Source organism: Pseudomonas botevensis (genome assembly GCF_019145475.1).
GTDB lineage: Bacteria > Pseudomonadota > Gammaproteobacteria > Pseudomonadales > Pseudomonadaceae > Aquipseudomonas > Aquipseudomonas botevensis.
Genome location: NZ_JAHTKI010000017.1, coordinates 91,226 through 117,453, shown reverse-complemented (window position 1 = coordinate 117,453; position 26,228 = coordinate 91,226). Strand labels below are relative to the sequence as shown.

Here is a 26,228-nt window from a genome sequence, read left to right as displayed (position 1 = left end):
CCGGTCCATTCCTCGCCAATCGCCATATCGTTATTCGTTAACGGTATTTAATTTCCAGTTCTTATATCTATAAAGTCAGCCTCCTGCGTACCTGCCGACCAATCGGCGCGCCGCACGACACGAACCAACACGCAGTCCAGCGTGAGTTTCTGATCGACGCGCGCGCCCTTGAGCGCGCCGTGCGTGGGAGATTGATTGATGTCCGCAGCCACTGCTACCCCGAGCGCCGCGACTGTCGCGCCGCAAACTTTCGAGATTCGTCCGTTCAGCGGTGCCGTTGGTGCCGAGATCATTGGTCTGGACCTGGCGCTGCCGGTCAACGATCAGGACTTTGCCCGCATTCACCGCGCGCACCTCGACCACCATGTCGTGGTGTTCCGCGACCAGCGCATCACCCCGCAACAACAGATCGATTTCAGCCGCCGCTTCGGCGTGTTGCAGATCCATGTGCTCAAGCAGTTCCTGTTGGCCGGCCACCCGGAAATCCTCATCGTTTCCAACATCGTCGAGAACGGCCAGAACATCGGCCTGGGCGATGCCGGCAAGTTCTGGCATTCCGATCTCTCCTATAAAGAGCTGCCGAGCCTCGGTTCGATGCTTCACGCCCAGGAACTGCCGTCCGAGGGTGGTGATACCCTGTTCGCCGACATGCACAAGGCCTGGGACAACCTGCCCGAAGCGCTGCGCAAAACGGTCGAGGGCCGTTCGGCCGCGCACTCCTACACCGCGCGTTACAGCGAAACCAAATTCGAAGGCAACTGGCGCCCGACCCTGACTCCGGAGCAACTGGCCCAGGTCGCCGAAGTGGTTCATCCGGTCGTCCGCACCCATCCGGAAAACGGCCGCAAGGCATTGTTCGTCAGCGAAGGCTTCACCACCCGTATCGTCGGTCTGCCGGAAGACGAGAGCAATCAACTGCTCGCCGAGCTTTACGCGCACAGCGTGCTGCCGCAGAACATCTACCGCCATCAATGGCAGCCCCATGACCTGGTGTTCTGGGATAACCGCTCGCTGATTCATCTGGCCGCCGGTTGCCCCAGCCACCTGCGCCGCAAGCTGTATCGCACCACCATTCAGGGCGACGCGCCTTTCTGATTTGCCGGAGAACCGATCATGTCCAAACGTCTTCCATTCGCGCCGCTGGCCGCTGCCATCGGCCTGGGTTTCAGCCTGATCGCCGGCAGCCTGGTGGCGCCGACCGTGGCCCACGCTGAAGGTGAAATCCGTATCGCCGAGCAGTTCGGCATTGTTTATCTGTTGCTCAATGTGGTGCGCGATCAGGGACTGATCGAGAAGTACGGCAAGCAGGAAGGCCTCGACATCAAGGTCGACTGGACGCAGTTGTCTGGCGGCGCGGCGGTCAACGATGCCTTGCTGTCCGGCTCCATCGACATTGCCGGGGCCGGCGTCGGTCCGCTGCTGACCATCTGGGATCGCACCCATGGCAAGCAGAACGTCAAGGCCGTGGCCTCGCTGGGTAACTTTCCGTACTACCTCGTGAGCAACAATCCCAAGGTCAAGACCATCGCCGACTTCACCGAGAAGGATCGCATTGCCGTGCCGGCGGTCGGGGTGTCGGTGCAGTCACGCTTCCTGCAATACGCGGCGGCCAAGCAGTGGGGCGACAAGGAATTCAATCGCCTGGACAAGTACACGATTGCCGTCCCGCACCCGGATGCCACCGCTGCGTTGATCGCCGGCGGAACCGAACTGACCGGGCACTTCTCCAACCCGCCATTCCAGGATCAGGCGCTGGAAAATCCGAACGTGCATGTGGTGCTCAACTCCTATGACGTGCTCGGTCCGAACTCGCCGACTGTGCTGTTCGCCACCGAGAAGTTCCGCAACGACAACCCCAAGACCTACAAGGCGTTCGTCGAAGCCCTGACGGAAGCGGCGCAGTTCGCGCAGAACGATAAGGGCGCGGCGGCGGACACCTACATCCGCGTGACCAAGGCCAAGATCGACCGCGCCGCGCTGCTGAAAATCATCGATAACCCGCAGTTCGAGTTCAGCGTCACGCCGAAAAACACCTACCCGTTGGCGGAGTTCCTCTACCGAGTCGGCGCGATCAAGAACAAACCGCAATCGTGGAAGGACTACTTCTTCCAAGATGCCAAACCGCTGCAAGGGAGCTGATCGACATGAACGCCCCTTTGCAAGGCCACGCGGCCAGCAACCCGATCGCCAGCGCCGCCGCGCTGCTGGCGGTCGATCATGTCAGCCTCGAATACCGCACGGCGCAGCGCGTCGTGCGCGCCACGCACCAGGTCAGTTTCGAGATCGATCCGGCGGACCGCTATGTGCTGCTGGGGCCGTCCGGGTGCGGTAAATCGACCCTGCTCAAAGCCGTCGCCGGGTTCATCGCGCCCAGCGAAGGCGAGATTCGCCTGCAAGGCCAGCGTGTCGATGGGCCGGGGCCGGACCGGATCGTGGTGTTCCAGGAGTTCGACCAACTGCCGCCGTGGAAAACCGTGAAGCAGAACGTGATGTTCCCGCTGCTGGCCTCGCGCACGTTGAAAAAAAAGGAAGCCGAAGCGCGCGCCCTGCATTACCTGGAAAAGGTCGGGCTGGCGGCGTTTGCCGACGCCTATCCGCATACCCTGTCCGGCGGCATGAAGGCACGGGTGGCGATTGCCCGGGCGTTGGCGATGCAACCGAAAATTCTGCTGATGGACGAGCCGTTCGCCGCGCTGGATGCCCTGACCCGGCGCAAGATGCAGGAAGAGCTGCTGTTGCTCTGGGAGGAAGTGCGTTTCACCCTGTTGTTCGTCACCCACTCGATCGAAGAGGCGCTGGTGGTCGGCAATCGCATCCTGCTGTTGTCGCCGCATCCAGGAAGGGTGAGGGCGGAAGTCCACAGCCATCAATACGATTTGCACAGTCTCGGTGGCGCGGAGTTTCAAGCGTCGGCGCGGCATATTCATCGGCTGTTGTTCGACGAAGGCCAGTCGCCGGAAACCGAACGCGAGCTGGATTTCACTGATATCCGTATCGCTTATTGAGCGGCCTGGAGGATTGCCCGATGAGCCATTCATCACCTGTACGTGAAGCGTTCGAAACCGTTCTGGAGCCGCTGACCAGTGTGCCGCTGGAGCGTGAACTGCCGCTGGGCCAGCGCTTGTGGCAACAGGGCTGGCTGCGCAAAAGTCTGATCCTGATTCTGCTGGCGGTGCTCTGGGAGGTGATCGCCCGGGTGCAGAACAACGATTTGCTACTGCCGAGCTTCATCCAGACCAGCCACGCGCTGTATGACGGCCTGCTCAGTGGCGAACTGCTGGGCAAGGTATGGATTTCCCTGGTGGTACTGATCAAGGGTTACCTGATCGGTATCGTCCTGGCGTTTGCCCTGACCACGCTGGCGGTGTCGACCCGGTTCGGCCGGGATCTGCTGAGCACGCTGACCTCGATGTTCAACCCGTTGCCAGCGATTGCCTTGCTGCCGTTGGCGCTGTTGTGGTTCGGTCTGGGGCAGAACAGCCTGATTTTCGTGCTGGTGCATTCGGTGCTGTGGGCGCTGGCGCTGAACACTTACGCTGGATTTCTCGGCGTCTCGGAGACCCTGCGCATGGCCGGGCGCAATTACGGCTTGAAGGGCATGCGTTTTGTACTGTTCATTCTGATTCCGGCGGCGCTGCCGTCGATTCTGGCCGGTCTGAAAATCGGTTGGGCCTTCGCCTGGCGCACGTTGATTGCCGCTGAACTGGTGTTCGGCGCCACGAGCGGCAAGGGCGGCCTGGGCTGGTACATCTTCCAGAATCGTAACGAGCTGTACACCGACAAGGTGTTTGCCGGACTGGCAGTGGTGATCCTGATCGGGTTGCTGGTGGAGAACCTGGTGTTTGACAGCCTGGAGCGGGTGACGGTGAAGCGCTGGGGCATGCAGCGCTAACCTCTTCTGTGGTCTGCAATGGCGCCGCAAAACTCAAGGCATGTCTGCTAGCATTGCGTCAGAGTCAATTCTGATCGGCAACGAGTGCTAAAAATGCAACTCCCGGACATGAACCTGCTGGTCGCCCTCGACGCCTTGCTCGACGAGGGCAGCGTGGTCGGCGCCGCGCGGCGGATGAACCTGAGCCCGGCGGCGATGAGCCGGACCCTGACGCGCATCCGCGAAGCCATCGGTGATCCGATCCTGGTGCGCGCTGGCCGAGGCCTGGTGCCGACGCCCAAGGCGCTGGAGTTGCGCGAGCAAGTGCGCGACGTGGTCGAGCAGGCGGCGTTGCTGTTCCGTTCGGCGGATGCGGTGGAGCTGGGCACCCTGCGCCGGCGGTTCAGCATTCGCGCCAACGATTTTTTCGTCGGCGTGTACGGCGGCAAACTGTTCGACACCCTCGACCGTCAGGCGCCGCACTGTGAGTTGCGCTTCGTCCCGGAAGGCGATGGTGATGATGAGGCGCTGCGCGAAGGGCGGATTGACCTGAGCGTGAGCAACACGCGCCCGGTGACGCCGGAAGTGAAGGTGCAGAATCTGTTTTCCACCCACTTCGTCGGCCTGGTGCGTGAAGACCATCCGTTGTTCGATCAGGAAATCACCGCCGAGCGTTACGCCGGGTTTTCCCACATCAGCATGTCCCGCCGTGGCATCGCCAGGGGGCCGATCGACACGGCGCTCAACGCGCTGGGCCTGGAGCGGCGGGTTGCGGTGATCGCGCCAAGTTTTCACGCGGCGATGTTCGCCTTACCGGACTCCGACCTGATTCTGCCGGTGCCCAAGGAAGCGCTGTTGAGCGTGCGGCGACTGGGGCTGAAACTGCGCTCGTTCGACCTGCCGATCCCGCTGCCGACGCTGATGCTGACCCAGGCCTGGCATCCACGCTTCGACAAGGATCCGGCCCACCGCTGGCTGCGGGAAACCCTCAAGACCTGCTGCGATGAAACCTGGCGGGCGGCACAGCCTTGAGCCTTAAGCGCCCACAAAACGCTGAACTTTTATTGCTGCGTCAAACGCACTTATAACCTTCCGACAAGTCAATTTTCGTCATTGCCAAGCCCGACTAAGATGCTCCGGTATTTTTCTATCCGGAGTTAGCGTCCATGACATCCCTGACGGTTCCGGCACCGGTGGCCGCAGCCGCTCCGGCGACGGCTTCGCCACCGGTGTTCGGAGCGCGGATCATCATCGGCCTGGTCGGCGTGCTGCTGGCGGTGCTGGTGTCCGGCCTCAACGAGATGGTGACCAAGGTCGCCCTCGCCGACATTCGTGGTGCCCTGGGTATCGGCTACGACGAAGGCACCTGGCTGGTCGCCAGCTACACCGCCACCTCGGTGGCCGCCATGGCATTCGCGCCGTGGTGCTCGGTGACCTTCTCCCTGCGCCGCTTCACCCTCGTTGCCATCAGCGTCTTCACCCTGCTCGGCGTGCTTTGTCCGTTCGCCCCGAACTACGAAAGCCTGCTGTTGATGCGTACCTTGCAGGGGCTGGCCGGCGGTGCGTTGCCGCCGATGCTGATGACGGTGGCCCTGCGCTTCCTGCCGGCGAACATCAAACTGTATGGCCTGGCCGGTTACGCGCTGACCGCCACCTTCGGCCCCGGCCTCGGCACGCCACTGGCGGGGATGTGGACGGAGCATGTCGGCTGGCAGTGGACATTCTGGCAGATCATCGTGCCCTGCCTGATTGCCATGGTCGCCGTGGCGTATGGCTTGCCGCAGGATCCGTTGCGACTCGAACGGCTCAAGTCCTTCAACTGGAAAGGCCTGCTGCTGGGTTTTCCGGCGATCTGCATGTTGGTGATCGGCCTGTTGCAGGGCAATCGTCTGGACTGGTTCGAATCGAACCTGATTTGCGCGCTGCTCGGCGCCGGCTCGCTGCTGCTGGTGGCGTTCCTGATCAATGAATGGTCGCAGCCGATTCCGTTCTTCAAGTTGCAGATGCTCGGCATCCGCAACCTGTCGTTCGCCCTGATGACCCTGGCCGGCGTGTTGGTGATTCTGTTGGCGGTGGTGTTGATCCCGTCGAGTTATCTGGCGCAGGTGCAGGGTTATCGCCCGGTGCAGACGGCGCCGATCATGCTGATCGCTGCGCTGCCACAACTGATTGCGCTGCCGCTGGTGGCGGCGTTGTGCAACCTGCGTTGGGTCGATTGCCGCTGGGTGCTGGGGATCGGTCTGAGCATGCTGGCGCTGTCGTGCCTGGGCGGTTCGCAACTGACCTCGGCGTGGATTCGCGATGACTTCTATGTCCTGCAGTGGCTGCAAATCTTCGGTCAGCCGATGGCGGTGCTGCCGCTGCTGATGCTCTCCACCGGCAGCATCACGCCGCTGGACGGGCCGTTCGCTTCGGCCTGGTTCAACACCGTCAAGGGCCTGGCGGCGGTGGTCGCCACCGGGGTGATCGAAGCGCTGACCACCTCGCGCCTGCATTTTCATTCGACGATGCTGGTCGATCGCCTCGGCAACTCGCCGCTGGCCGAATCCGACAGCGCCGGTCTTGCCCATCGTCTGCACGAACAGGCGCTGGTGCTGACGTCCTCCGATCTCTATTTGTGCATGGCGGGCGTCGCGGTGGCGCTGATCCTGTTGATTTTCTGGCTGCCGACGCGGATTTATCCGCCGCGCGCGCCAACCTGATGGCTGTACTGAAACAGAAGGTTTTTATGACGACGCAAGCAAAGCAAAAAATCGCGGTCGCGGTGGCCGCCACGTTGGCTGTCGGGGTGTTGCTGTACCTGGCGATGCCGGGCCTGTTCGGCAAACGCACCCAGCAGAGCACCAACGACGCCTATATTTCCGCCGACTTCACCCTGGTGGTGCCACGGGTGGCGGGCTTCATCAAGCAAGTGCTGGTGGAGGACAACCAGCAGGTCAAGGCCGGACAGTTGCTGGCGCTGATCGATGACCGTGACCTGCGCGCCGCCGCCGAAGCGGCGGATGCGCAAACCCTGGTGGCCCGCGCACAACTGCAAAACGCCAGGGCGACGCTGGAGCGTCAGGCTTCGGTGATTGCTCAGGCGCAGGCTTCGGTGGTTTCGGCGAAAGCACAGATGGCGTTCGCCCAGCAGGAATTGAATCGCTACAACCACCTCGCGGGCGTCGGTGCCGGCACGGTGCAGAACGCGCAACAGGCGCGTACCCGCATCGATCAGGCGACGGCGAGTCTCGACACCGCTACCGCGAAACTGGCGGCGGAGCGCAAGCAGGTCGAGATCCTCACCGCTCAGCGTGATGCCGCCGAAGGGGGCTTGAAGCGTGCGCAAGCAGCGCTGGAAATCGCCAGTTTCGAGCTGTCCTACACGCGCATCACCGCACCTCAGGACGGCATGATCGGCGAGCGCGCGGTGCGGGTCGGCGCCTATGTGACGCCGGGCAGCAAACTGCTGGCGGTGGTGCCGCTGCGCCAGGCCTATGTGGTCGCCAACTTCCAGGAAACCCAGCTCACCGACGTACAGCCAGGACAGGACGTGCAAGTGCGGGTCGACAGCCTCGGCGGTGAAGCCCTGAACGGCCGCGTCGAAAGCATCGCCCCGGCTACCGGCGTGACGTTCGCAGCGGTGAAACCGGACAACGCCACCGGCAATTTCACCAAAGTCGTGCAGCGCATTCCGGTGAAGATCCTGCTGGAGCCGGGTCAGCCTTTGACCGAGCGGCTGCGGGTGGGGATGTCGGTGGAGGCGAGCATCGACACCGCCAGTTCGGCGACGTCGGCGCGTGAGGTGACTCAGCGATGATTCGTGATGACCGGACTGACGCCTTCGCGGCGGGGCATTTTTTGTGGGAGCAGGCTTGCTCGCGAAGAGGCCGGCTCAAGCCACTTATCGTTGGCGCCCTGCTTGCCGGCAGCCTGACGGCTTGTACCGTCGGCCCTGACTTCCACAAACCCCAGGCCACGCAAATCGCCGACTGGGCCAAGCCCGCCAGATCCGCGCCGGGCCAGGCCGTCAGCGATCCTTTGAACGAACGCTGGTGGGAGGTCTTTCACGACGCACAGCTCTCGGCCCTGACCCAGCGCGCCTTGCGCAGCAACCTGGATCTGCAACTGGCCAGCAGTCGCCTGCAACAAAGCCGCGCCGTGCGCCAGGTGATGACTGCCGATCGTTATCCCAACACCGCCGTCACCGGCAGCTACGGGCGCAAGCGTAACAGCGGCGAGGGCTTGAACGATCCGTCCGGGCACAACGGCGACTCGGCCTTCAACCTGTGGGACGCCGGTTTTTCCGCTTCCTGGGAGCTGGATTTCTGGGGCCGTGTGCGCCGGGAAACCGAAGCCGCCGATGCCACTCTGCAAGTTGCGGAGAACGACCGGCGCGGCGTGCTGCTGGCGGTACTCGCCGACACGGCGCAGAACTACATCCAGCTGCGAGGCGTACAGAACACCCGTGCGGTCACCGAGCAGAACCTCGACGTCGCCCGGCACAGCCTGAAACTCTCGCAGCTGCGTTTGAACGATGGCGTGGCGACGGATCTGGATGTCGCCGAAGCCGCCGCTCAGGTGGCGGCCATCGAGTCGCGCCTGCCGGCGTTGGAGCAGCGTCAGGCGCAATTGATCAACGCCCTCAGCCTGTTGATGGGGGAGCCGCCACAAGCATTGAACCAGGCGCTTTCCACAGACGCGCCGGTGCCGCAGTCGCCGCCGCAAGTCGCCATCGGCCTGCCTTCGCAACTGGCCGAACGCCGTCCGGACATTCGCCAGGCCGAGGCGCGTCTGCACGCCGCCACCGCCAATATCGGCGTGGCAAAGGGGGATTTCTATCCGCGCATCACCCTGTCCGGCAACCTCGGTTCGCAGGCCATGCAGCTCAGTGATTTCGGCTCATGGGGTTCGCGCGCCTTCAGTATCGGCCCGCAACTGAGCCTGCCGCTGTTCGACGGCGGACGCCTGCGTGGTGTGCTGCAACTGCGCGAAGCCCAGCAACAGGAAGCGGCCATCGCCTACCAGCAAACCGTCTTGCGCGCCTGGCATGAAATCGACGATCAACTGACCGCCTACAACGCCAGTCAACGCCGCCGCGACAGCCTCGCCGAAGCCGTACGCCAGAACCAGATCGCCCTGCGCACCGCGCAACAGCAATACGTCGAAGGTGTGGTCGATTTCGTCAACGTCCTGACCTTGCAGGGCGCGTTGCTCGCGACTCAGGAGCAGTGGGTGGAAAGCTCCACGGGCGTTTCACTGGCGATGGTCGGGTTGTACAAGGCGCTGGGTGGGGGATGGGAGTCGGTGTATCCGGAGGCTTTGGCGGCTACCAGTAATCCGGTTTGATGGCGGGTTTCTTGTGAGTGGGAACCCGGTCCGGGAATTGATGCGACAACAGCTCGTCAGCGGTGATGACGCGCCGTATCCAGTGTGAGTGGTTTTTCAGGGCGCCAGGGGCTGGTCGATCAGAATCCGCGCGATAAGGGAGAATGATCCCGATGATTACATTGGGAAAGTCTGCTCGCACGGCTTTCAGGACAGGTGTCATGTCTGTATCGCCAGATACCAGCACAATCTGTTCAATGCACTCGTGAGCCGCACATGCTGTCTGTCGGCTGGCAGCGCGGTACATGCTAATGGCGATGTGAACATCGGTTTCTTTTTCTTCCAACTTCCAGATATCGACTTTGTCTTGGCGGGAAGCAGGAGTGTGTCTGCCGACGAACCTTGGAGCTTTGGCGGGTTCGAGCTGATGACGACCAAAATGCACAGTGACATTGCTGGCTCGCAACGCCTTTATATAAGAGTCTTGAGCTTCCTTGGATATTCTTCCAAGCGTTGCCAGTTGGGGCTTGATGGGGGACGTGAAGTAATCAATCGAGCTAATCGAGCTTTTCGGATTTTCGATGTGCGTGATATGCGAAAGCAGGCTCCTGAGATTCAGCCATTTATAAGGTGTACCGGCGAGCAATCCGTAGAACAGGTTGTAGCCATCAACAAAGCAAGCTGTGCGCACAAAAAATCCTCAGAAACGAAAAAACCGGCCTAAGCCGGTTTTTTCATCCCCAACTGCCAGCGAACTGAATCGCTACGTACGGGGCTGAGTAAGGCAATCTTGATTGAGTTCGTCATGCAGGTCAACCGTGGTTTTTCCAACGACTCAATCTGCTGGATTCTAACCAGCGCCGGCCCTCCAGTTTTGGTTACACACTTCAGTGTGGGTCAAGCCATTCATCGTCGTCTGTGTCAGCAGTTGTTGCGATAAAGCAGGAGTACGCCCTCACCTTGTCGTTATCTTCACTTTGTCGAATAGGCTGCGTCTGTGACGCGTGTAGGAAAAAACAACACTCCTACAGGATTGAATCAATTCCGCAGCTAAGTTGATCAAACTGTGGTTTTTGCACCAGGACATTTCCAAGCAGTGATGGCCTTTCGCTTGACGCTAAACCCCGCTGTCGTAGACTCCGCACATCCGACAGGGAGTAGCGGTTATGCGGCGTTTTCGTGGTTGGGCTATCGGATTGACCTTGTTGACCAGTGCTGTTCAGGCGCAAACGCCCGGGCCAGACGATCCGCTGCTGGATAACGGCGCGGCGGGCAATGTGTCGGCGAGCAGTGATGCGCGGGGTGTGTTGCGGGCGCGGGACCAGGCGGTACTCGCCAGTGAGTTGTCCGGGCGGATTGTCGAGTTGCCGTTCAGCGAGGGCGAATCGTTCAAAAAGGGCGATACGCTGGCGCGGTTCGACTGTTCGGCCTATCAGGCCCAGCTCAATGCCGCGCAAGCCGCCAGTCGTGGCGCCGGTGAAGAGTTGGCGCACAACAAGCAACTGGCCGCGCTCAATTCCGTCGGGCGTTTCGAGGTGGCGCGGGCCGAGGCCAAGGTCAGCGAAACCCAGGCGCAGTCCCAGGTTTATCAGGTTCAGGTCAAGCGCTGCAGCGTGATCGCGCCGTTCGACGGGCAAGTGGTCGAGCGCAAGGTCAAGCGCTACGAGAGCGTGCCGGCCGGGTCGCCGCTACTGGATGTTGTCGACAACCGCACTCTGGAAATTCATCTGCTGGTGCCGTCGCGCTGGATGGCGAAGCTCAAGCCCGGCCAGACGTTCAGCTTCGTCCCCGATGAAACCGGTCAGCCGCTGGACGCCACGGTCAAGCGCCTGGGCGCACGCATCGATGAAGGCAGTCAGACCCTGTTGCTGGTCGCGACCCTGCCGCAAGTCCAGGGCCTGGTCGCCGGCATGAGCGGCACCGCGCATTTCTCGGAGCTTAAATGAACGCCCCGGTGAACGGTGGCGCCGAGCAGGTGTTCGCGCGGTTTCTCGACCTCGAACGTCAGACCCGCGCGTCCCGTAATGCGCCGCAACTGGCCTACAGCCTGGTCAACGACGGCCAGTCGCTGTTCGGTTTTCGCCACGCGGCGTTGCTGATTGCCGGCAAGGTGCAGGCGGTGACCGGGGTCAGCGCGGTGGAACCGAATGCGCCGTTCGTGGCCTTCGTCGAGCAGGCTGTGGCGCAACTGTTCAAACAGAATGTGCTGAAGCAGGCGCGAGTGATTGCGCCGGAGCTGGTGAACGAATCGATTCAGGCCGACTGGCGCAGTCTGTCGGCGGCGCAAGTCTTCTGGTTGCCGCTGATCGACCGTCAGGGCGAGGTCTTCGGCGGTTTGTGGCTGGCCCGCGATGTGCCGTGGAACCCGTCCGAACAAGTGCTGCTCTCGCAACTGGGTGACACCTACAGTCATGCCTGGCTGGCCTTGCAACCGCGCAAACCGTGGCGCCTGCGCTGGACGCGCAAGCGTCAGGTGGCGTTGGTCGCGGTGTTGTTGCTCGGCTTGTTGATCCCGGTGCGTCAGTCAGTGCTGGCACCGGCCGAAGTGGTGCCTCAGGGTGGCCGCGTGGTCGCTGCGCCGTTGGACGGGGTGATTGCCGAGTTCCTGGTCAAACCCAACCAGTCGGTGAAGACCGGCGACCTGCTGCTGCGCTTCGAAAGCACCACGCTCAAGGCTCAGGCCGATGTCGCCGAACGTGCGTTGGGCGTTGCCGAAGCCGAACTCAAATCCAATTCCCAGCGTTCGTTCGCCGATGCCGAATCCAGCTCCCGGGTGGATCTGCTGGCGGCCCGGGTCGAACAAAAGCGCGCCGAGCGTGATTACGCCCGCGAGCTGCTCAACCGCAGTGAAGTGCGCGCCGAGCGTGACGGGATCGCGGTGTTCGCCGACGCCGAGCGCTGGACCGGCAAACCGGTGCAGACCGGCGAGCGGCTGATGGAAATCGCCGACCCGAGCCAGGCCGAGTTGCGCATCGAACTGGCGGTGGGCGATGCGATCGCCCTGGAACCCGGCGCCGAAGTCGCGCTGTTTCTCGACAGCGATCCGCTGCAACGCCATCTCGCTACGCTTGAGCGCTCGGCTTACGAAGCGCAGCCCACCGCTGGCGGGCAACTGGCTTACCGGCTCGACGCCAATTTCGCCGATGCGCCGCCGCGCATCGGCCTGCGCGGCACGGCGAAGATTTTCGGTGACCGCGCGCCGCTGGCGCTGTATCTGCTGCGCCGGCCACTGGCAGGCCTGCGTCAGAGCGTGGGCCTGTAAATGAACCTGCCGAGCCTGCGTGCCGACCTGCAATTGTCGCCCGCGGCGCCGGCATTGGACGGTTCGCCGCGCTGGACTCTTGCTGACCCGGTTCGCGGCCGCTATTTCAAACTCGGCAGCGCCGCGATGCGCCTGTTGCGGCATTGGTCGCTGGGCGACGCGGAGCAGGTACTGCGAGCGGCCAATCGTGAGCCGGGGTTGCCGCTGGATGGCAATGAGCTGGCGCATTTGCTGGTGTTTTTGCGCGGCCACGATCTGATCAGCGCCGTCGACGATGAGCAACGCGCCAGCTACCACGTCAAGGCGCTCGCGCAACGGCAGAGCCTGTGGCAGATCCTGCTGCATCAATACCTGTTCTTCCGGATTCCGCTGTGGCGCCCGGACGCCTTTCTCAACCGCGTCTGGCCATGGCTCGAGCGTTTCGGCCCGAAACTGCTGCGCTACGGCTTGCCGGCGACGCTGGCGCTCGGGGTGTTTCTGGTCTCGCGGGACTGGCAGCGTTTCGTCGGCACCTTTCCGCACCTGTTCAGCCTTGGCGGCGCAATCGCATTCGGCGTGTCATTGTTTTTCGCCAAGCTCTGTCATGAATTCGGCCATGCGTTCATGGCCAAGCGCGCCGGGTGTCGGGTGCAGAGCATGGGCGTGGCGTTCATGGTGCTGTTGCCGATGTTCTACACCGACGTCAGCGACGCCTGGCGGGTCAACGACCGGCGCGCGCGCTTGCTGATCGGCGCCGGCGGGGTGATGGCGGAGCTGGTGCTGGCGTGTCTGGCCCTGCTGGTGTGGTCGTTCCTGCCCGACGGTCCCGGCCGTACGGCGGCGTTCATGCTCGCCAGTGCGACGTGGATCACCACGCTGGTGGTCAATCTCAATCCGTTCATGCGCTTCGACGGTTACTTTCTGCTCAGCGATTTGTGGGAAGTCGACAACCTTCAGGGCCGGGCCTTTGCCCTGTGTCGCTGGCGGTTGCGGGAATTTCTGTTCGGTTACGGTGCCCCGGCGCCGGAGCCTTGGTCGCCGACGATGCAGCGGCGTTTGCTGATCTGGGGGTATGGCTCGTGGTTATGGCGTGCGGCGTTGTTTTTCGGGATCGCGCTGGCGGTCTATCACCTGTTCTTCAAAGTGTTGGGGATCTTCCTGATGCTGGTGGAACTGGTGTGGTTCATCTTCCTGCCGATCATGAATGAGTGGCGTCAGTGGTGGAGCCGCCGCGAGCAGGCTCACGGCCCACGGGTGCTGCTCAGCAGCCTGGCGGTGCTGGGCCTGTTGCTGGTGCTGATCGTGCCGTGGCGCAGCGCGGTGGAACTGCCGACGATGCTGGAGAGCGGTCGCGCCAGTGCCTTGCATGCCCCGGTGTCGGCGCGGGTGAAAGCGGTCAGGGTCGAGGACGGGCAGCAGGTCGTGCAGGGCGAGGTGCTGATCGAACTGGAATCGCCGGATCTCGATTCGCGCCAGGCCATCGTGCGCAAGGAAATCCAGATCCAGCAGTTGCTGATGCGCCGTCAGGCCGGGCGTAGCGAAACTGCTGCGGACGCCGGTATCGTCGAACAACGGCTGGCCGAAGCGGTGGCCGAGTACCGTGGGCTGGCGGCCCAGCGCGAACGCTTGCTGCTGCGTGCGCCGCACGCCGGCACGGTGCGCGATCTGCTGCCGAACCTGACGGTCGGTCGCTGGCTGTCGAGCAAGGATGCGCTGGCACGGGTGGTCGAGGATGGCACGCGGCTGCGGGGTTATCTGGCCGAGGCCGAGTTGTGGCGGGTCAAGTCGGGCGCCACCGGGCGCTTCATCGCCGACGATCCGATGCACCCGGCCATCAGCGTGCAACTCAACGAAATCGACACCAATGGCGTGGCCTTTATCGATCAGGAAGCGCTGACCTCCGATCACCACGGGCCGATCGCCGTGCGCCGCGATCAACAGCAACGGGCGGAGCCGGTGCAGGCGCAATACGGTGCGCGATTGACTACGCTGGATCAGGCACCCACGCCCGTGCAGCCATTGCGCGGGGTGGTGGTGTTGCAGGGCAGCGGTGAATCGTTGCTCGGCGTGGCCTGGCGTCGAATGGCGGCACTGGGGGTCAGGGAAAGCGGTTTCTAAGGGAGAGCGACGATGGCGGACAACGCAGCGGTGGCGGCAGACGGATTGGTGGTGCGGCCTTCACGGGCCACGGACGCACCCTTCCTGCACAGCCTGTATCAGTCGGCGCGGCCGGATCTGCAATGGATCGACGATGAACAGGAACGGCTGCAACAGGTGGTGGCCCAGCAGTTTCAGGTGCAGGAGCAGGGCATGGGTGACAGCTACCCGAACGCCATGCACTACGTGATCGAAAAGCTCGGTACGGCCATCGGCTCGTTGAGCACCGATTTTGGTGCCAACGAAGTCCGGGTGCTGTACCTCGCTTTCATTCCTCAGGCCCGTGGCAAGGGTTTCGGCCGCACAGTGCTGCAAGGTGTGCAGAAGGCTGCCCAGCAGGTCCGCTGCCCGGTGGCGACGGTGGTCTGGACCAGCAATCCCCATGCGCGTCAGCATTATCTGGCGTTGGGGTTTGCGGTCGAGGAGCGTACGCCGACCGCAGAGCGGCTGGTGTGGTATCCGCAGGGCTGAAAGCCGTGGGAGCGGGCAAGCCCGCTCCACGTTGAAAACTGAGCGGGTCAGTTGAAGGAAATGCAGAAATACCCCAGTTGCGGGTCCCGTCCCATGGCTGGCACCCGCGAGACGAAAATGTCCTGCACCAGACCCAGTTCCGGCAATTCCAGCGCGCACAGACCGTCGACGAATTCGGTCGGCACCAGGCTTTTGAATTCGAGGCTGAACGGCATGCGTTCGCTGTAGCGCAATTTGGCCGAGGGGACTTCTTCGAAGTGTTCGATATGAATCGCCAGCGCTGTGCCGTCCGGCAGGTGAAGGGTGGTGGAGTGCCCCGGCAGGCTCTCGAAATGTTGGCTTTGAATCGCTTGCAGCATGGTCTGGCTCCGATGATCTGAAAACGGCCGGGAGCGCGCAGCCCCCGGCCATCGACTCAGTTACGCGACGGGAAGAGGCCGTTCAGGGCAACGCTGAAGTTGAGCACCAGGTAGGGGTTCATGATGCCCATCGGCGTGCTGCCGCCGACAGGCGAGATATCCCCGGTGACGGTGGTGCTCACACCTTTGAGCGGTACGGGCGTCGCACCCTGGGCGTCGGAGTAGATATTCGCCGAGCCTGGACCGCCACCCGATGCGCCGATGTAGCAGTTGGTGGCGGTCGGCAGCGTCGCCGGGTTGCTCGCCGGTACGGCCAGTTGCAGGGCGGTGTTGGCCGTGAGCCCGGTCATAGCGTGGGTATGGTTGGGCATGTTGGCGATGGTCGCGGTCACGTTTTCGGTGCCGGACACTTCGCCGATGGTGCGCGGCGTCAACCCCAGCCCTGTGCCCTGAGCCATCGGGAAGCGGCCTTGCAGGTTGGGCAGGGCGAAGTTGGTCGTGCCGTTACCGCCGTAGTAAGTGCCGAGCAAGGCAAACAAGGCGTTGTATTGCGAGATCGCCAGGATCTGCCCGTTGCACAGCGCCCAGCCACTGGGAGCAAAGTTGAAGGCGAACGGTTGAATCGTACCCATAAAGACTTCCATGGTTCCTCATCCTTCTGTCAGGTGGTCGGCGCGCCGCGCGGTAGCCCTGTTGCCGGGCAGGTCGAAACACGTTGCTGACTCCTTCCCTTTGCGCGGGCAGGTCACGCCATGCCGTAGCGTAGACCCGGATCGACGGACTTGCCGGATGTCGTCGCGCGAGCGCATCGTCTCCGGCACTGGCCTACAGTGAGCGCTGGGCCGCCGGCTGATTTTGATCAAGAACGACAAGGGGAGGTTGATGGAAGCGCGTCGCGAAACACCGCTGGGCGATACCCAGGATCCGTTCGCCGCACCGGGCGCGCATCTGCGGCGCCTGCTGCGCTGGGCGAGCCAGCACGGGTTGATCCCGATCCTGCTGCTGGCGGCGCTGGTGCGTTTCTATGACCTGACGGCGGCGGCGATCTGGGGCGACGAAGCCTCCAGCCTGCTGCTGGCGCGGTATTCGCTGAGTGGCATCTGGAACCATGCCGCGTTCGATGTGCATCCGCCGCTGTACTTCATGCTGTTGCATGGCTGGATGGCGCTGTTCGGTGACGGGATCTTTGCCGTGCGCTGTTTCAGCGCGCTGGCCGGAATTGCTACGGTCGGCCTGGGGGTGTGGCTGGTGGATCGACTGGCTACCCGCCGCGCCGCCGTCATGGCCGGGGTGTTGCTGGCGTTGCTGCCAACGGCGGTGCGCTACAGCCAGGAAGTGCGTATGTACGCGCTGCTCGGGTTGTTGCTGATTGCCGCCACGCTGGCGCTGGTCTACTGGGTCCGGCGCCCGCAACGCAAGGGCTATCTGCTGATCTACGCGCTGCTGATGAGCGCGGCGTTCTACACCCATTACTTTGCCGTGCTGGCGGCGCTCAGCCATTGGTTGTACCTGGGGCTGATCCGCCTGCTGCCCGGTTTTCGCCTGCGGCATATCCAGCGGCGGGACTGGTGGCTGGCGAATCTGGGCATCGTCGTGCTGTATCTGCCGTGGCTGCCGAACCTGGTGGACCTGCTGCAACACATGGAGCAGCTCAAGGTCGGCGGCGACGTGGGCTGGGAAGATCCGGTGACCCTGGCTTCACTGCCGTCGATGATCTGGACCTGGCTGATCCAGGACGATGGCGAGCAACTGCCGCTGCTGGTGTTCGGCGCCGTGCCGCTGGCAGTGCTGGTGCTGGCGGGCGTGGCCGTGGCCCGTGATCGCAGCGTGAACCACGGCAGCGTGCTGCTCGCACTCTACACCGGTGTGCCGCTGCTGCTGGTGTTCGCGGTGTCGTTCGTCACCCCGGTGTTCATCGAGCGTTATCTGACCGCCTACGCGCTGGGCCTGCCAATGCTGGCGGCACTGGCCGTCGACCGTTTGTACGCTCGCGTGCGGGTATTGGCGCTGGGGGTGTTGGTTTCTCTGGTCGCGGTAGAGTTGATCGGGGTGAACAACAACGCCACGGTCGACCGCGACGATCAGTTCAACGTCATGGTCGATTTCGTCAACCGGCACTTCGTCAGCGGCGACCAGATCGTCACCAGCGACATGATGTTTTACCTGAGTTACCTCTACTACGACCGCACCGGTGCCCAGGTGCGCCTGTACACCCCGCCGGCCGCCGACGGTCGCTCGATGCGTCCTAACGAATACGGCTTCGGCACCCTGGTGAACAGCGACGTGTACCTCGATCATCTGGCCGATCTGCCCAAGGGCAGCCATCGGGTCTGGCTGGTTGGCGCACTGGATGAGCCGGACGAGTTCGCACCGTTGCCCCAGGGATGGCAGCGCGCCAGCGATGTTCACGGCGGCGACGTCTACGCGCGTCTGTATGTGCAGCCAGAGGCCGGGAAACCGGGGGAATAATGCTTAAACGATTCATCCGCCGGGTCATTCTGCCAAAAGGTGTTTTATAGCGATTTAACCTACATTTGATATCAAAACACCACTAGTCGTATGGTCATCCTTGAGCTACGCTTTGTCGGACAAAAGGAATTACCTAGATGGTGAAGGGATTGCAGCAGTTTCACTTTATCTCCGGCTTGCCGCGCTCGGGCTCGACCCTCCTCTCTGCAATCCTTTTGCAGAACCCGCGCTTTCACGCCGGCATGACCAGCCCGGTGGGTTCGCTGTTTTCCGGTGTCCTCGAGCAGTGCAGCGCCGGCAGCGAATTCGGCGCCGTCATCGACACCGACATGCGCCGCCGTCTGTTGCGCGGCCTGTTCGATTCCTACTACGCCGACAAGGCTGACAAACCGGTGGTGTTCGACACTAACCGGCAGTGGAGCGCCCGGCTGCCGGCGATCAACGATCTGTTTCCCAAAGCCAAGGTCATCGCCTGTGTGCGCAACGTCGCCTGGGTGATGGACAGCCTGGAGCGGCTGTACCGTGCCAATCCCTATGAAAACACCAAGCTGTTCGGCGATGCCGTCGAGCGCAACACCGTCTACAGCCGCTGCGAAACCCTGGCCCAGCGTAATCGCCTGGTGGGTTTTGCCTGGGCAGCGCTCAAGGAAGCCTATTACGGCGAGCATGCCGATTCGCTGCTGATCATCGATTACGACCTGTTGAGCCAGGCCCCGGAACGGGTGCTGCGGCTGGTCTACGAGTTCATCGGCGAACCCTGGTTCGAACACGATTTCGAGCGTCTGGCCTACGATGCGCCGGCGTTCGATCAAGCCCTCGGGGTGGCCGGTCTGCACAAGGTCAAGCCCAGGGTTGCCCTGGAGTCCCGGCGCACCATCCTGCCGCCGGACCTGTTCAAGCAATACGCCGATTTGTCCTTTTGGCTCGATGGCTCAGCCAGCGCCGCCAATGTCATTCGTATGAAGTCCGACGCCGCGATCAGTTGATCGCGGCGTTTTTCATTGATGCGTCAACAACTGTGTTCGAGTCCGGGTGAGCAGCATGTGGTGGAACAATAAGAAAGCGCGGGTAACCGAAGGCCAACGGACGCTGGCCACGCCGATGATCATGTCGCTGGAGCCGCGCATGCTGTTCGACGGCGCCGTTGCCGCGACGGTGGCCGACACGGCCGCTCAGGCCCAGGCTGACAGTCATTCCACCGCCGACGCCGCCAAGACGCCGACCGCCGATCATCCGGTGGCGAGCAAGGACACCCACGGCCAGGCCGATGCCACGCCCGCCGCCAGCCCCGTCGCGGTGCCGGGCCAGAGCGTGGTGTTCGTCGATTCGCGGGTCAAGGATGCCGACAGCCTGCTCCAGGGCATCGCCCCTGGCACCCAGGTGGTCAAGCTGGTGGCCGGCAAGGACGGCTTGCAGCAGATCGCCGACTACCTCGACCAGCACCACGGCGTCAGCTCGGTGCAGATCATTGCTCACGGCAACGCCGGCGATCTTTGGCTGGGCGACAGCTATCTGTCGGCAGACAACGTGGCTCAGCGCAGCGCGGTCCTGGCCGAAATCGGCAAGGACATGAATGCCGGCGGCGACATCCTGATCTACGGCTGCTACACCGCTGAAGGCGAGCGCGGCTTGAGTTTCGTCGACTCCCTGGCGCAATTTACCGGTCGCGACGTGGCGGCCTCGAACAACCGTACCGGCGTGGGTGGCGACTGGAATCTGGAAATCGCCACCGGCACCATCGAGAGCGCCAACGTCCTGTCCACCAAGGCCATGAGCGAATACCAGTGGGGCCTGGCGACCTGGACCGCGACCAACAACCTGAACACCGGTGTCGGCTCGCTGCGCGCGGCGCTGGCCTCGGCGCAGAACGGCGACATTGTCACGTTCAGCACCGGCATGACGGTGCAACTGACCTCCGAACTGCTGATCAACAAGAACATCACCGTCGATGGTGACTTGAACAACGACGGTGTCGCCGATGTCACCCTCGATGGTCAGTACCGGACCCGGGTGGTGGAAATCGCCTCCAGCAATACGGTGACGCTTGACGGGCTGGTGATTACCCGGGGCCTGGTGTCGGGTAACGGCGGTAATGGCGGCTATGGTGCGACCGGCGCGTTTGGCGGCGGGATTTTCAACGCCGGCACCCTGACCCTGAACAACGTCACGGTCACCGGTAACGCGGCGGCCGGTGGTGGCGGCGGTGGCGGTGTCACCGGCGCCTTCTACGGCGGCGGTGGCGGTGGCGGTGGCGGACTCGGCGGGCAGGGCGGCGGCCATGGCGGCTCGGCCGGGCCGGGCGTCGGCACGCTGGGTGGCAGTGCCGGCAACGCCGGTGTCGGTGGCTACGGTGGCGGTTACGACGCGACCCACATGGGCGGTCGAGGCGGTTCCAGCACCGGCGGCACCGGTGGCCTGGGCGTCTCCTATTACAGCAACGGCGGCAACGGTGGCACGGCCAGCAACGGCACCATCTCCATTGGTGGCGGCGGTGGCGGCGCGGGCTGGGACAAGGTCGGCGGAGCGGGTGGCAATGCCGCCGGCGGTATCTACAACGCCGCGACCGGCACCCTGAAAATCGTCGGCACCTCGGTCATCAGCAACAACATCGGCGCCGGCGGCGGCGGTGGCGGTGGCGGCGGTCAAAGCAGCAACGCCTCCAACGGTGGTGCTGCCGGACGTGGCGTCGGTGCGATCTGGAACCAGGGCGGCGTCGTATTGATGACCGCTGCCAACTTCGCTGCCATCAGCGGCAACGCCGCCGGCAGCGGTGCCGGTGGTGTTGCGCTGGGCGGAGGGACCACGGGGGCATCGGCGACGGCGTTCGCGGCGATCTTCAACAACGGTGGCGTACTCAACACCGCCTATGTGGAACCGCCGACCGCGACCATCGTGGTCTCCGACACGACCCTGAGCATCGGCGAAACGTCGCTGGTGACCATCACCTTCAGCCGCGCCGTGACCGGTTTCACCAACGCTGACCTGACCATTGCCAACGGCACGCTGACCTCCGTGTCCAGTGCCGATGGCGGCATCACCTGGACGGCGACCTTCACCCCGACCAACGGGATCAGCGACACCACCAACCTCATCACGCTCGACAACACCGGAGTGACGGCGGTATCGGACGGTGCGGCTGGCACGGGCACCACCAACTCCAACAATTATGTAGTCGATACCCAGCGTCCGACGGCGACCATCGTGGTCGCCGACAATGCGCTGAGAGTCGGTGAAACCTCGCTGGTGACCATCACCTTCAACGAGGCCGTCAGCGGTTTCACCAACGCCGACCTGACCATCGCCAACGGTACGTTGAGCGCGGTGAGCAGCAGCGACGGCGGTATCACCTGGACGGCGACCTTCACCCCGACCAACAGCATCACCGATACCACCAACCTGATTACCCTGGACAACACCGGGGTCGTCGACCTGGCTGGCAACGCCGGTACGGGCACCACCGATTCCAACAACTACGCGATCGACACCCAGCGTCCGACCGCGACCATCGTGGTGACCGACACCAACCTGATCGCTGGCGAAACCTCGTTGGTGACCATTACCTTCAGCGAAGCGGTCACGGGCTTCACCAATGCCGACCTGACCATCGCCAACGGTACGTTGAGCGCGGTGAGCAGCAGCGACGGCGGTATCACCTGGACGGCGACGTTCACGCCGACCGCAGGCATCAATGACGCCACGAACCTGATTACCCTGAACAACACCGGTATCGCCGACCTGGCGGGCAACGCCGGTGCGGGCACCACCGATTCGAACAACTACGTGATCGACACCCAGCGTCCGACCGCCACGATTGTGGTGGCCGACAACGCGCTGAAAATCGGTGAAACCTCGCTGGTAACCATCACCTTCAACGAGGCCGTCAGCGGTTTCACCAACGCCGACCTGACCATCGCCAACGGCACGCTGAGCGCGGTGAGCAGCAGCGACGGTGGTATCACCTGGACGGCGACCTTCACCCCGACCAACAGCATCACCGATACCACCAACCTGATCACCCTGGACAACACCGGGGTCGTCGATCTGTCCGGCAATGCCGGCACGGGCACCACCAACTCGAACAACTACGCGATCGATACCCAGCGTCCGACCGCCACCGTGGTGGTCGCGCAAAGCGCCCTGAAAATCGGTGACACCTCGCTGGTGACCATCACCTTCAGCGAAGCGGTCACGGGCTTCACCAATGCCGACCTGACCATTGCCAACGGCACATTGAGCGCGGTGAGCAGCAGCGACGGCGGGATCACCTGGACCGCGACCTTCACCCCGAGCGCCAGCATTACCGACACCACCAACCTGATCACCCTGGACAACACCGGTATCTCCGATCTGGCGGGCAACGCCGGCAGCGGCACCACCGATTCGAACAATTACGCGATCGACACCCAGCGTCCGACCGCGACCATCGTCGTGGCCGACCCGAACCTGAGCGCCGGCGAAACCTCGCTGGTGACCATTACCTTCAGCGAAGCGGTCAGCGGTTTCACCAACGCCGACCTGACGGTGCCCAACGGCACGTTGAGCGCGGTGAGCAGCAGCGACGGCGGCATCACCTGGACCGCAACCTTCACGCCGAACGTCGGGGTCAGCGACTTCACCAATCTGATCACCCTGAGCAACACCGGAATCGCCGACCTGGCGGGCAACGCCGGTTCCGGCACCACCAACTCCGCCAACTTCACCATCGACACCGTGCTGCCGACCGCCACGATCGTGGTCGCCGACAGCGCGCTGAGAATCGGCGAAACGTCGCTGGTGACCATCACCTTCAGCGAAGCAGTCACTGGCTTCACCAACGCCGACCTGACCATCGCCAACGGTACATTGAGTGCGGTGAGCAGCAGCGACGGTGGCATCACCTGGACGGCGACCTTCACGCCGACCAGCAACATCACCGATGCCACCAACCTGATCACCCTGGACAACAGCGGCGTACAGAACGCGTCCGGCAACGCCGGCAGCGGCACCACGGATTCGAACAACTACGCCATCGACACCCAGCGTCCGACCGCCACTATCGTGGTCGCCGATGCGGCACTGGGCGTCGGTCAGACCTCGTTGGTGACGATCACCTTCAGCGAGGCGGTGACCGGGTTCAGCCTGGCCGATCTGACCGTGGCCAACGGCACGCTGTCCGGGCTGACCACGTCGGACAACATCACCTATACCGCCACTCTCACCCCGACAGCGGGCATCACCGACACCAGCAACCTCATCACCCTGGACAATACCGGCGTTACCGACCTGGCGGGCAACTCGGGCACCGGCACCACCGATTCGAACAACTATGTGATCGACAGTCAGCGTCCGACGGCCACGATTGTCATGTCCGATCCGACCCTGAGCGCCGGTGAGACTTCGCTGGTGACCATCACTTTCAGCGAAGCGGTCAGCGGTTTCACCAACGCCGATCTGAGCGTGCCCAACGGCACCTTGAGCGCGGTCAGCAGCAGTGACGGCGGCATTACCTGGACGGCGACGTTCACGCCGAACGTCGGGGTCAACGATACGACCAACCTGATCGTCCTGAACAACACCGGGATTACCGACCTGGCCGGCAACGCCGGCACCGGCACGACCAACTCCGCCAACTTCAGCATCGACACCGTGCTGCCGACCGCCACCATCGTGGTGGCCGACAACGCGCTGAGAATCGGCGAAACCTCGCTGGTGACGATTACCTTCAGTGAGGCGGTGACTGGCTTCACCAATGCCGACCTGACCATCGCCAACGGTACATTGAGCGCAGTCAGCAGCAGCGACGGCGGCATCACCTGGACGGCGACGTTCACCCCGACCAGCAACGTGACCGACGCCAGCAACCTGATCACCCTGGACAACAGCGGCGTACAGAACGCATCCGGCAACGCCGGCAGTGGCACCACCGACTCCAACAACTACGCCATCGACACCGAGCGTCCGACCGCGACCATCGTGCTGGCCAACCCGGCATTGGGCGTCGGCCAGACTTCGCTGGTGACCATCACCTTCAGTGAGGCGGTGACCGGTTTCACCAACGCCGACCTGACCATCGCCAACGGTACGTTGAGCGCGGTCAGCAGCAGTGACGGCGGTGTCACCTGGACAGCGACGTTCACGCCAACGGCGGGCATCACCGACACCAGCAACCTGATCACTCTGGACAATACCGGCGTTGCCGACCTGGCGGGCAACTCGGGCAGCGGCACCACCGATTCGAACAACTATGTGATCGACAGCCAGCGGCCGACAGCCACCATCGTCATGAGCGACACCGACCTGCGCCCAGGCGAAACCTCGCTGGTGACCATCACCTTCAGCGAAGCGGTCAGCGGTTTCGACAATTCCGACCTGAGCGTCGCCAACGGCACGCTGAGCAACGTTTCGTCGAGCGATGGCGGTATCACCTGGACGGCGACTTTCACGCCGAACATCGGCGTCAGCGACGCGACCAACCTGATCATCCTCAACAATGCCGGGATCGCCGACCTGGCGGGCAACGCCGGCACCGGCACCACCAGTTCGACCAACTACGGGGTACAGACCCTCGTCCCGACCGCCACCATCGTGGTCGCCGACACGGCGCTCAAGGCCGGTGAAACCTCGCTGGTGACCATCACCTTCAGCGAGGCGGTAAGTGGTTTCGACAACAGCGACCTGACCATCGCCAACGGCACGTTGAGCGCGGTCAGCAGCAGCGACGGCGGCATCACCTGGACGGCAACGTTCACCCCGACCGGCAACGTGACCGATGCGACCAACCTGATCACCCTGAACAACGCCGGGGTGAGCAACATCTCGGGCAACAGCGGCGTCGGCACCACCGATTCCAATAACTTCGCCATCGATACCGCGCTGCCGACGGCCACCGTCGTGGTCGCCGACAATCGCCTGGGCATCGGTGAAACCACCACCGTGACCATCACGTTCAGTGAAGCGGTGAGCGGCTTCGACCTGTCGGACATCAGCGTCGCCAACGGTGTGCTGTCGAACCTCGCCAGCAGCGACGGCGGTGTCACCTGGACCGCGACCCTGACGCCGACCGCCGGCATCAACGACGCGACCAACCTGATCGTGTTCGACACCAGCGGCGTGCAGGACGCGGCCGGCAATGCTGGCGCGAGCATCGCGATTTCCAACAACTACATCCTCGATGCCACGCGGCCGACTGTGGACATCGTGGTCGCCAATCCACGCCTGGGCATCGGCCAGACCACCACCGTGACCTTCACCTTCAGCGAGGCGGTGAGCAACTTCGATCTGTCCGACCTGAGCGTGACCAACGGCGATCTGAGCAACCTCACCAGCAGCGATGGCGGCAAAACCTGGACGGCGACCTTCACACCGACGGCGAACATCACCGATCCGAGCAATTTCATCGCGCTCGACACCAGCAACGTCACCGACCTGGCGGGCAACGCCGGCAGCACGGTGGCGGTGTCGAACAACTATGCGCTCGACAGCGAGCGGCCGACCGCCACCGTGGTGATCGGCAATCCGAACATCGGCGTCGGCCAGACCTCGCCTGTGACCATCACCTTCAACGAGGCGGTCAGCGGTTTCGACCTGGCGGACATCAGCGTCCCCAACGGCACCTTGTCCAACCTGAGCAGCAGCGACGGCGGCAGGACCTGGACCGCGACCCTGACACCGAACGCCAACGTCAACAGCGCGAGCAACGCGATCAGCGTCAACAGCGCCGGGGTCAGCGATCTGTCCGGCAACAGCGGCAGCGGGGTCAGCAGTTCCAACAACTACGCGATCAACACCGTGCCGGCGGTGGTGCCGCCTACCACACCAACCGTGGTGGTGACACCCGATCCCCTGATGCGCAGCAGCGACCCGGTGGTGCCGCCACCGGCGCCGTTCGTGCCGTTGCAGCCGATCGTCTTCACGCCACCTACCGGTGATCTGGGGTCGCCGCTGACGTTCACGCCGCTGTTCGAGCAGCGCGTGCTTGGCAACGGCATCCGGCCGCTCGGCGATATTTTCATCAACCACGGCGCACTGAGTCCGAGCTTCATTGCTCAGGTCTTCAGCAGCAGCGACAGCGGGGGTGATGGTTCGGGTCATGGCTTCCTCGGTTTCGGCGGCGGCGATGGCGGAGTGTTCGGCGCCAGTACGCTGTCGAGCCTGTTCAACCAGAACAGCGGCGCCGAGCGTGATTCGCTGAATACCTTCGGCAGCCAGTCGATCAGAGGCAGTGATGTTTCCCAGGGCCTGCGCGGTGTGTTTGGCGCGCCTACACTGGGTCAGCAGTTGCAACAGCTCAAAGACACTGAGCAGCACCGGGTCGACGATCTGGCCGCCGCTCTGAAACAGGTCGGCATCAGCGAAATACCGGCCTGAAAAACAC

General features: G+C 63.3%; 18 protein-coding genes. 15 read left to right on the top strand and 3 right to left on the bottom strand.

The window, feature by feature from the left end:
- Window positions 1-198 precede the first annotated feature (198 nt).
- From KVQ74_RS20960 to KVQ74_RS20925, 8 genes are all read left to right on the top strand, one after another.
- Window positions 199-1,095, top strand: coding sequence for a TauD/TfdA dioxygenase family protein (locus tag KVQ74_RS20960; RefSeq protein WP_217833069.1), 897 nt, complete (start codon window positions 199-201; stop codon window positions 1,093-1,095).
- A gap of 18 nt (window positions 1,096-1,113) precedes the next feature.
- A complete protein-coding gene (locus KVQ74_RS20955; protein WP_217833067.1) occupies window positions 1,114-2,139 on the top strand; it encodes an ABC transporter substrate-binding protein in 1,026 nt (341 codons plus the stop codon).
- A 5-nt stretch (window positions 2,140-2,144) separates the two neighbouring features.
- Window positions 2,145-3,005: an ABC transporter ATP-binding protein gene (locus KVQ74_RS20950; RefSeq protein ID WP_217833065.1), complete on the top strand. Its 861-nt coding sequence runs from the start codon at window positions 2,145-2,147 to the stop codon at window positions 3,003-3,005.
- A gap of 20 nt (window positions 3,006-3,025) precedes the next feature.
- Window positions 3,026-3,892, top strand: coding sequence for an ABC transporter permease (locus KVQ74_RS20945; protein WP_217833064.1), 867 nt, complete (start codon window positions 3,026-3,028; stop codon window positions 3,890-3,892).
- 93 nt (window positions 3,893-3,985) lie between these two features.
- Entirely contained in the window at window positions 3,986-4,903 is a 918-nt protein-coding gene (locus KVQ74_RS20940; RefSeq protein ID WP_217833063.1) for a LysR family transcriptional regulator, read from the top strand.
- Between the two features lie 134 nt (window positions 4,904-5,037).
- On the top strand, window positions 5,038-6,573 hold the full coding sequence (locus tag KVQ74_RS20935; RefSeq protein WP_217833062.1) for an MFS transporter: 1,536 nt from the start codon (window positions 5,038-5,040) through the stop codon (window positions 6,571-6,573).
- Window positions 6,574-6,599: 26 nt separating this feature from the next.
- Window positions 6,600-7,670, top strand: coding sequence for an HlyD family secretion protein (locus KVQ74_RS20930; RefSeq protein WP_217833061.1), 1,071 nt, complete (start codon window positions 6,600-6,602; stop codon window positions 7,668-7,670).
- Window positions 7,667-9,199: an efflux transporter outer membrane subunit gene (locus KVQ74_RS20925; protein WP_217833060.1), complete on the top strand. Its 1,533-nt coding sequence runs from the start codon at window positions 7,667-7,669 to the stop codon at window positions 9,197-9,199. The genes KVQ74_RS20930 and KVQ74_RS20925 overlap by 4 nt, the downstream gene beginning before the upstream one ends.
- On the opposite strand, the gene KVQ74_RS20920 is transcribed toward KVQ74_RS20925, so the two are convergent.
- Window positions 9,180-9,869 carry an NYN domain-containing protein gene (locus KVQ74_RS20920; RefSeq protein ID WP_217833059.1) on the bottom strand — a complete coding sequence of 230 codons (690 nt, stop codon included), beginning with the start codon at window positions 9,867-9,869 and terminating at the stop codon, window positions 9,180-9,182. The genes KVQ74_RS20925 and KVQ74_RS20920 overlap by 20 nt on opposite strands.
- 475 nt (window positions 9,870-10,344) lie before the next feature.
- On the opposite strand from KVQ74_RS20920, the gene KVQ74_RS20915 reads away from it, so the two are divergent.
- From KVQ74_RS20915 to KVQ74_RS20900, 4 genes are read left to right on the top strand one after another with little or no spacing between them, the layout of a single operon-like run.
- Entirely contained in the window at window positions 10,345-11,124 is a 780-nt protein-coding gene (locus KVQ74_RS20915; RefSeq protein ID WP_217833058.1) for an efflux RND transporter periplasmic adaptor subunit, read from the top strand.
- A complete protein-coding gene (locus KVQ74_RS20910) occupies window positions 11,121-12,440 on the top strand; it encodes an efflux RND transporter periplasmic adaptor subunit (protein WP_217833057.1) in 1,320 nt (439 codons plus the stop codon). Before KVQ74_RS20915 ends, KVQ74_RS20910 begins: the two co-directional genes overlap by 4 nt.
- Window positions 12,441-14,537: a biotin/lipoyl-binding protein gene (locus KVQ74_RS20905; RefSeq protein WP_217833055.1), complete on the top strand. Its 2,097-nt coding sequence runs from the start codon at window positions 12,441-12,443 to the stop codon at window positions 14,535-14,537.
- Window positions 14,538-14,549: 12 nt separating this feature from the next.
- Window positions 14,550-15,047, top strand: coding sequence for a GNAT family N-acetyltransferase (locus KVQ74_RS20900; protein WP_217833053.1), 498 nt, complete (start codon window positions 14,550-14,552; stop codon window positions 15,045-15,047).
- Window positions 15,048-15,094: 47 nt separating this feature from the next.
- Here KVQ74_RS20900 and KVQ74_RS20895 read toward each other — a convergent pair whose 3' ends face one another.
- Complete coding sequence (locus tag KVQ74_RS20895; RefSeq protein WP_217833052.1) at window positions 15,095-15,406, bottom strand: DUF6916 family protein; 312 nt, start codon at window positions 15,404-15,406, stop codon at window positions 15,095-15,097.
- A 56-nt stretch (window positions 15,407-15,462) separates the two neighbouring features.
- Window positions 15,463-16,050: a phage tail protein gene (locus KVQ74_RS20890; RefSeq protein WP_217833051.1), complete on the bottom strand. Its 588-nt coding sequence runs from the start codon at window positions 16,048-16,050 to the stop codon at window positions 15,463-15,465.
- A gap of 238 nt (window positions 16,051-16,288) precedes the next feature.
- Here KVQ74_RS20890 and KVQ74_RS29425 point away from each other — a divergent pair, with 238 nt between their 5' ends.
- From KVQ74_RS29425 to KVQ74_RS20875, 3 genes are all read left to right on the top strand, one after another.
- Window positions 16,289-17,875, top strand: a complete 1,587-nt coding sequence (locus KVQ74_RS29425; RefSeq protein ID WP_217833050.1) for a glycosyltransferase family 39 protein — start codon at window positions 16,289-16,291, stop codon at window positions 17,873-17,875.
- A gap of 140 nt (window positions 17,876-18,015) precedes the next feature.
- On the top strand, window positions 18,016-18,861 hold the full coding sequence (locus KVQ74_RS20880) for a sulfotransferase family protein (RefSeq protein WP_217833074.1): 846 nt from the start codon (window positions 18,016-18,018) through the stop codon (window positions 18,859-18,861).
- 55 nt (window positions 18,862-18,916) lie between these two features.
- Window positions 18,917-26,221, top strand: coding sequence for an Ig-like domain-containing protein (locus KVQ74_RS20875; RefSeq protein ID WP_217833048.1), 7,305 nt, complete (start codon window positions 18,917-18,919; stop codon window positions 26,219-26,221).
- Window positions 26,222-26,228: the final 7 nt, after the last annotated feature.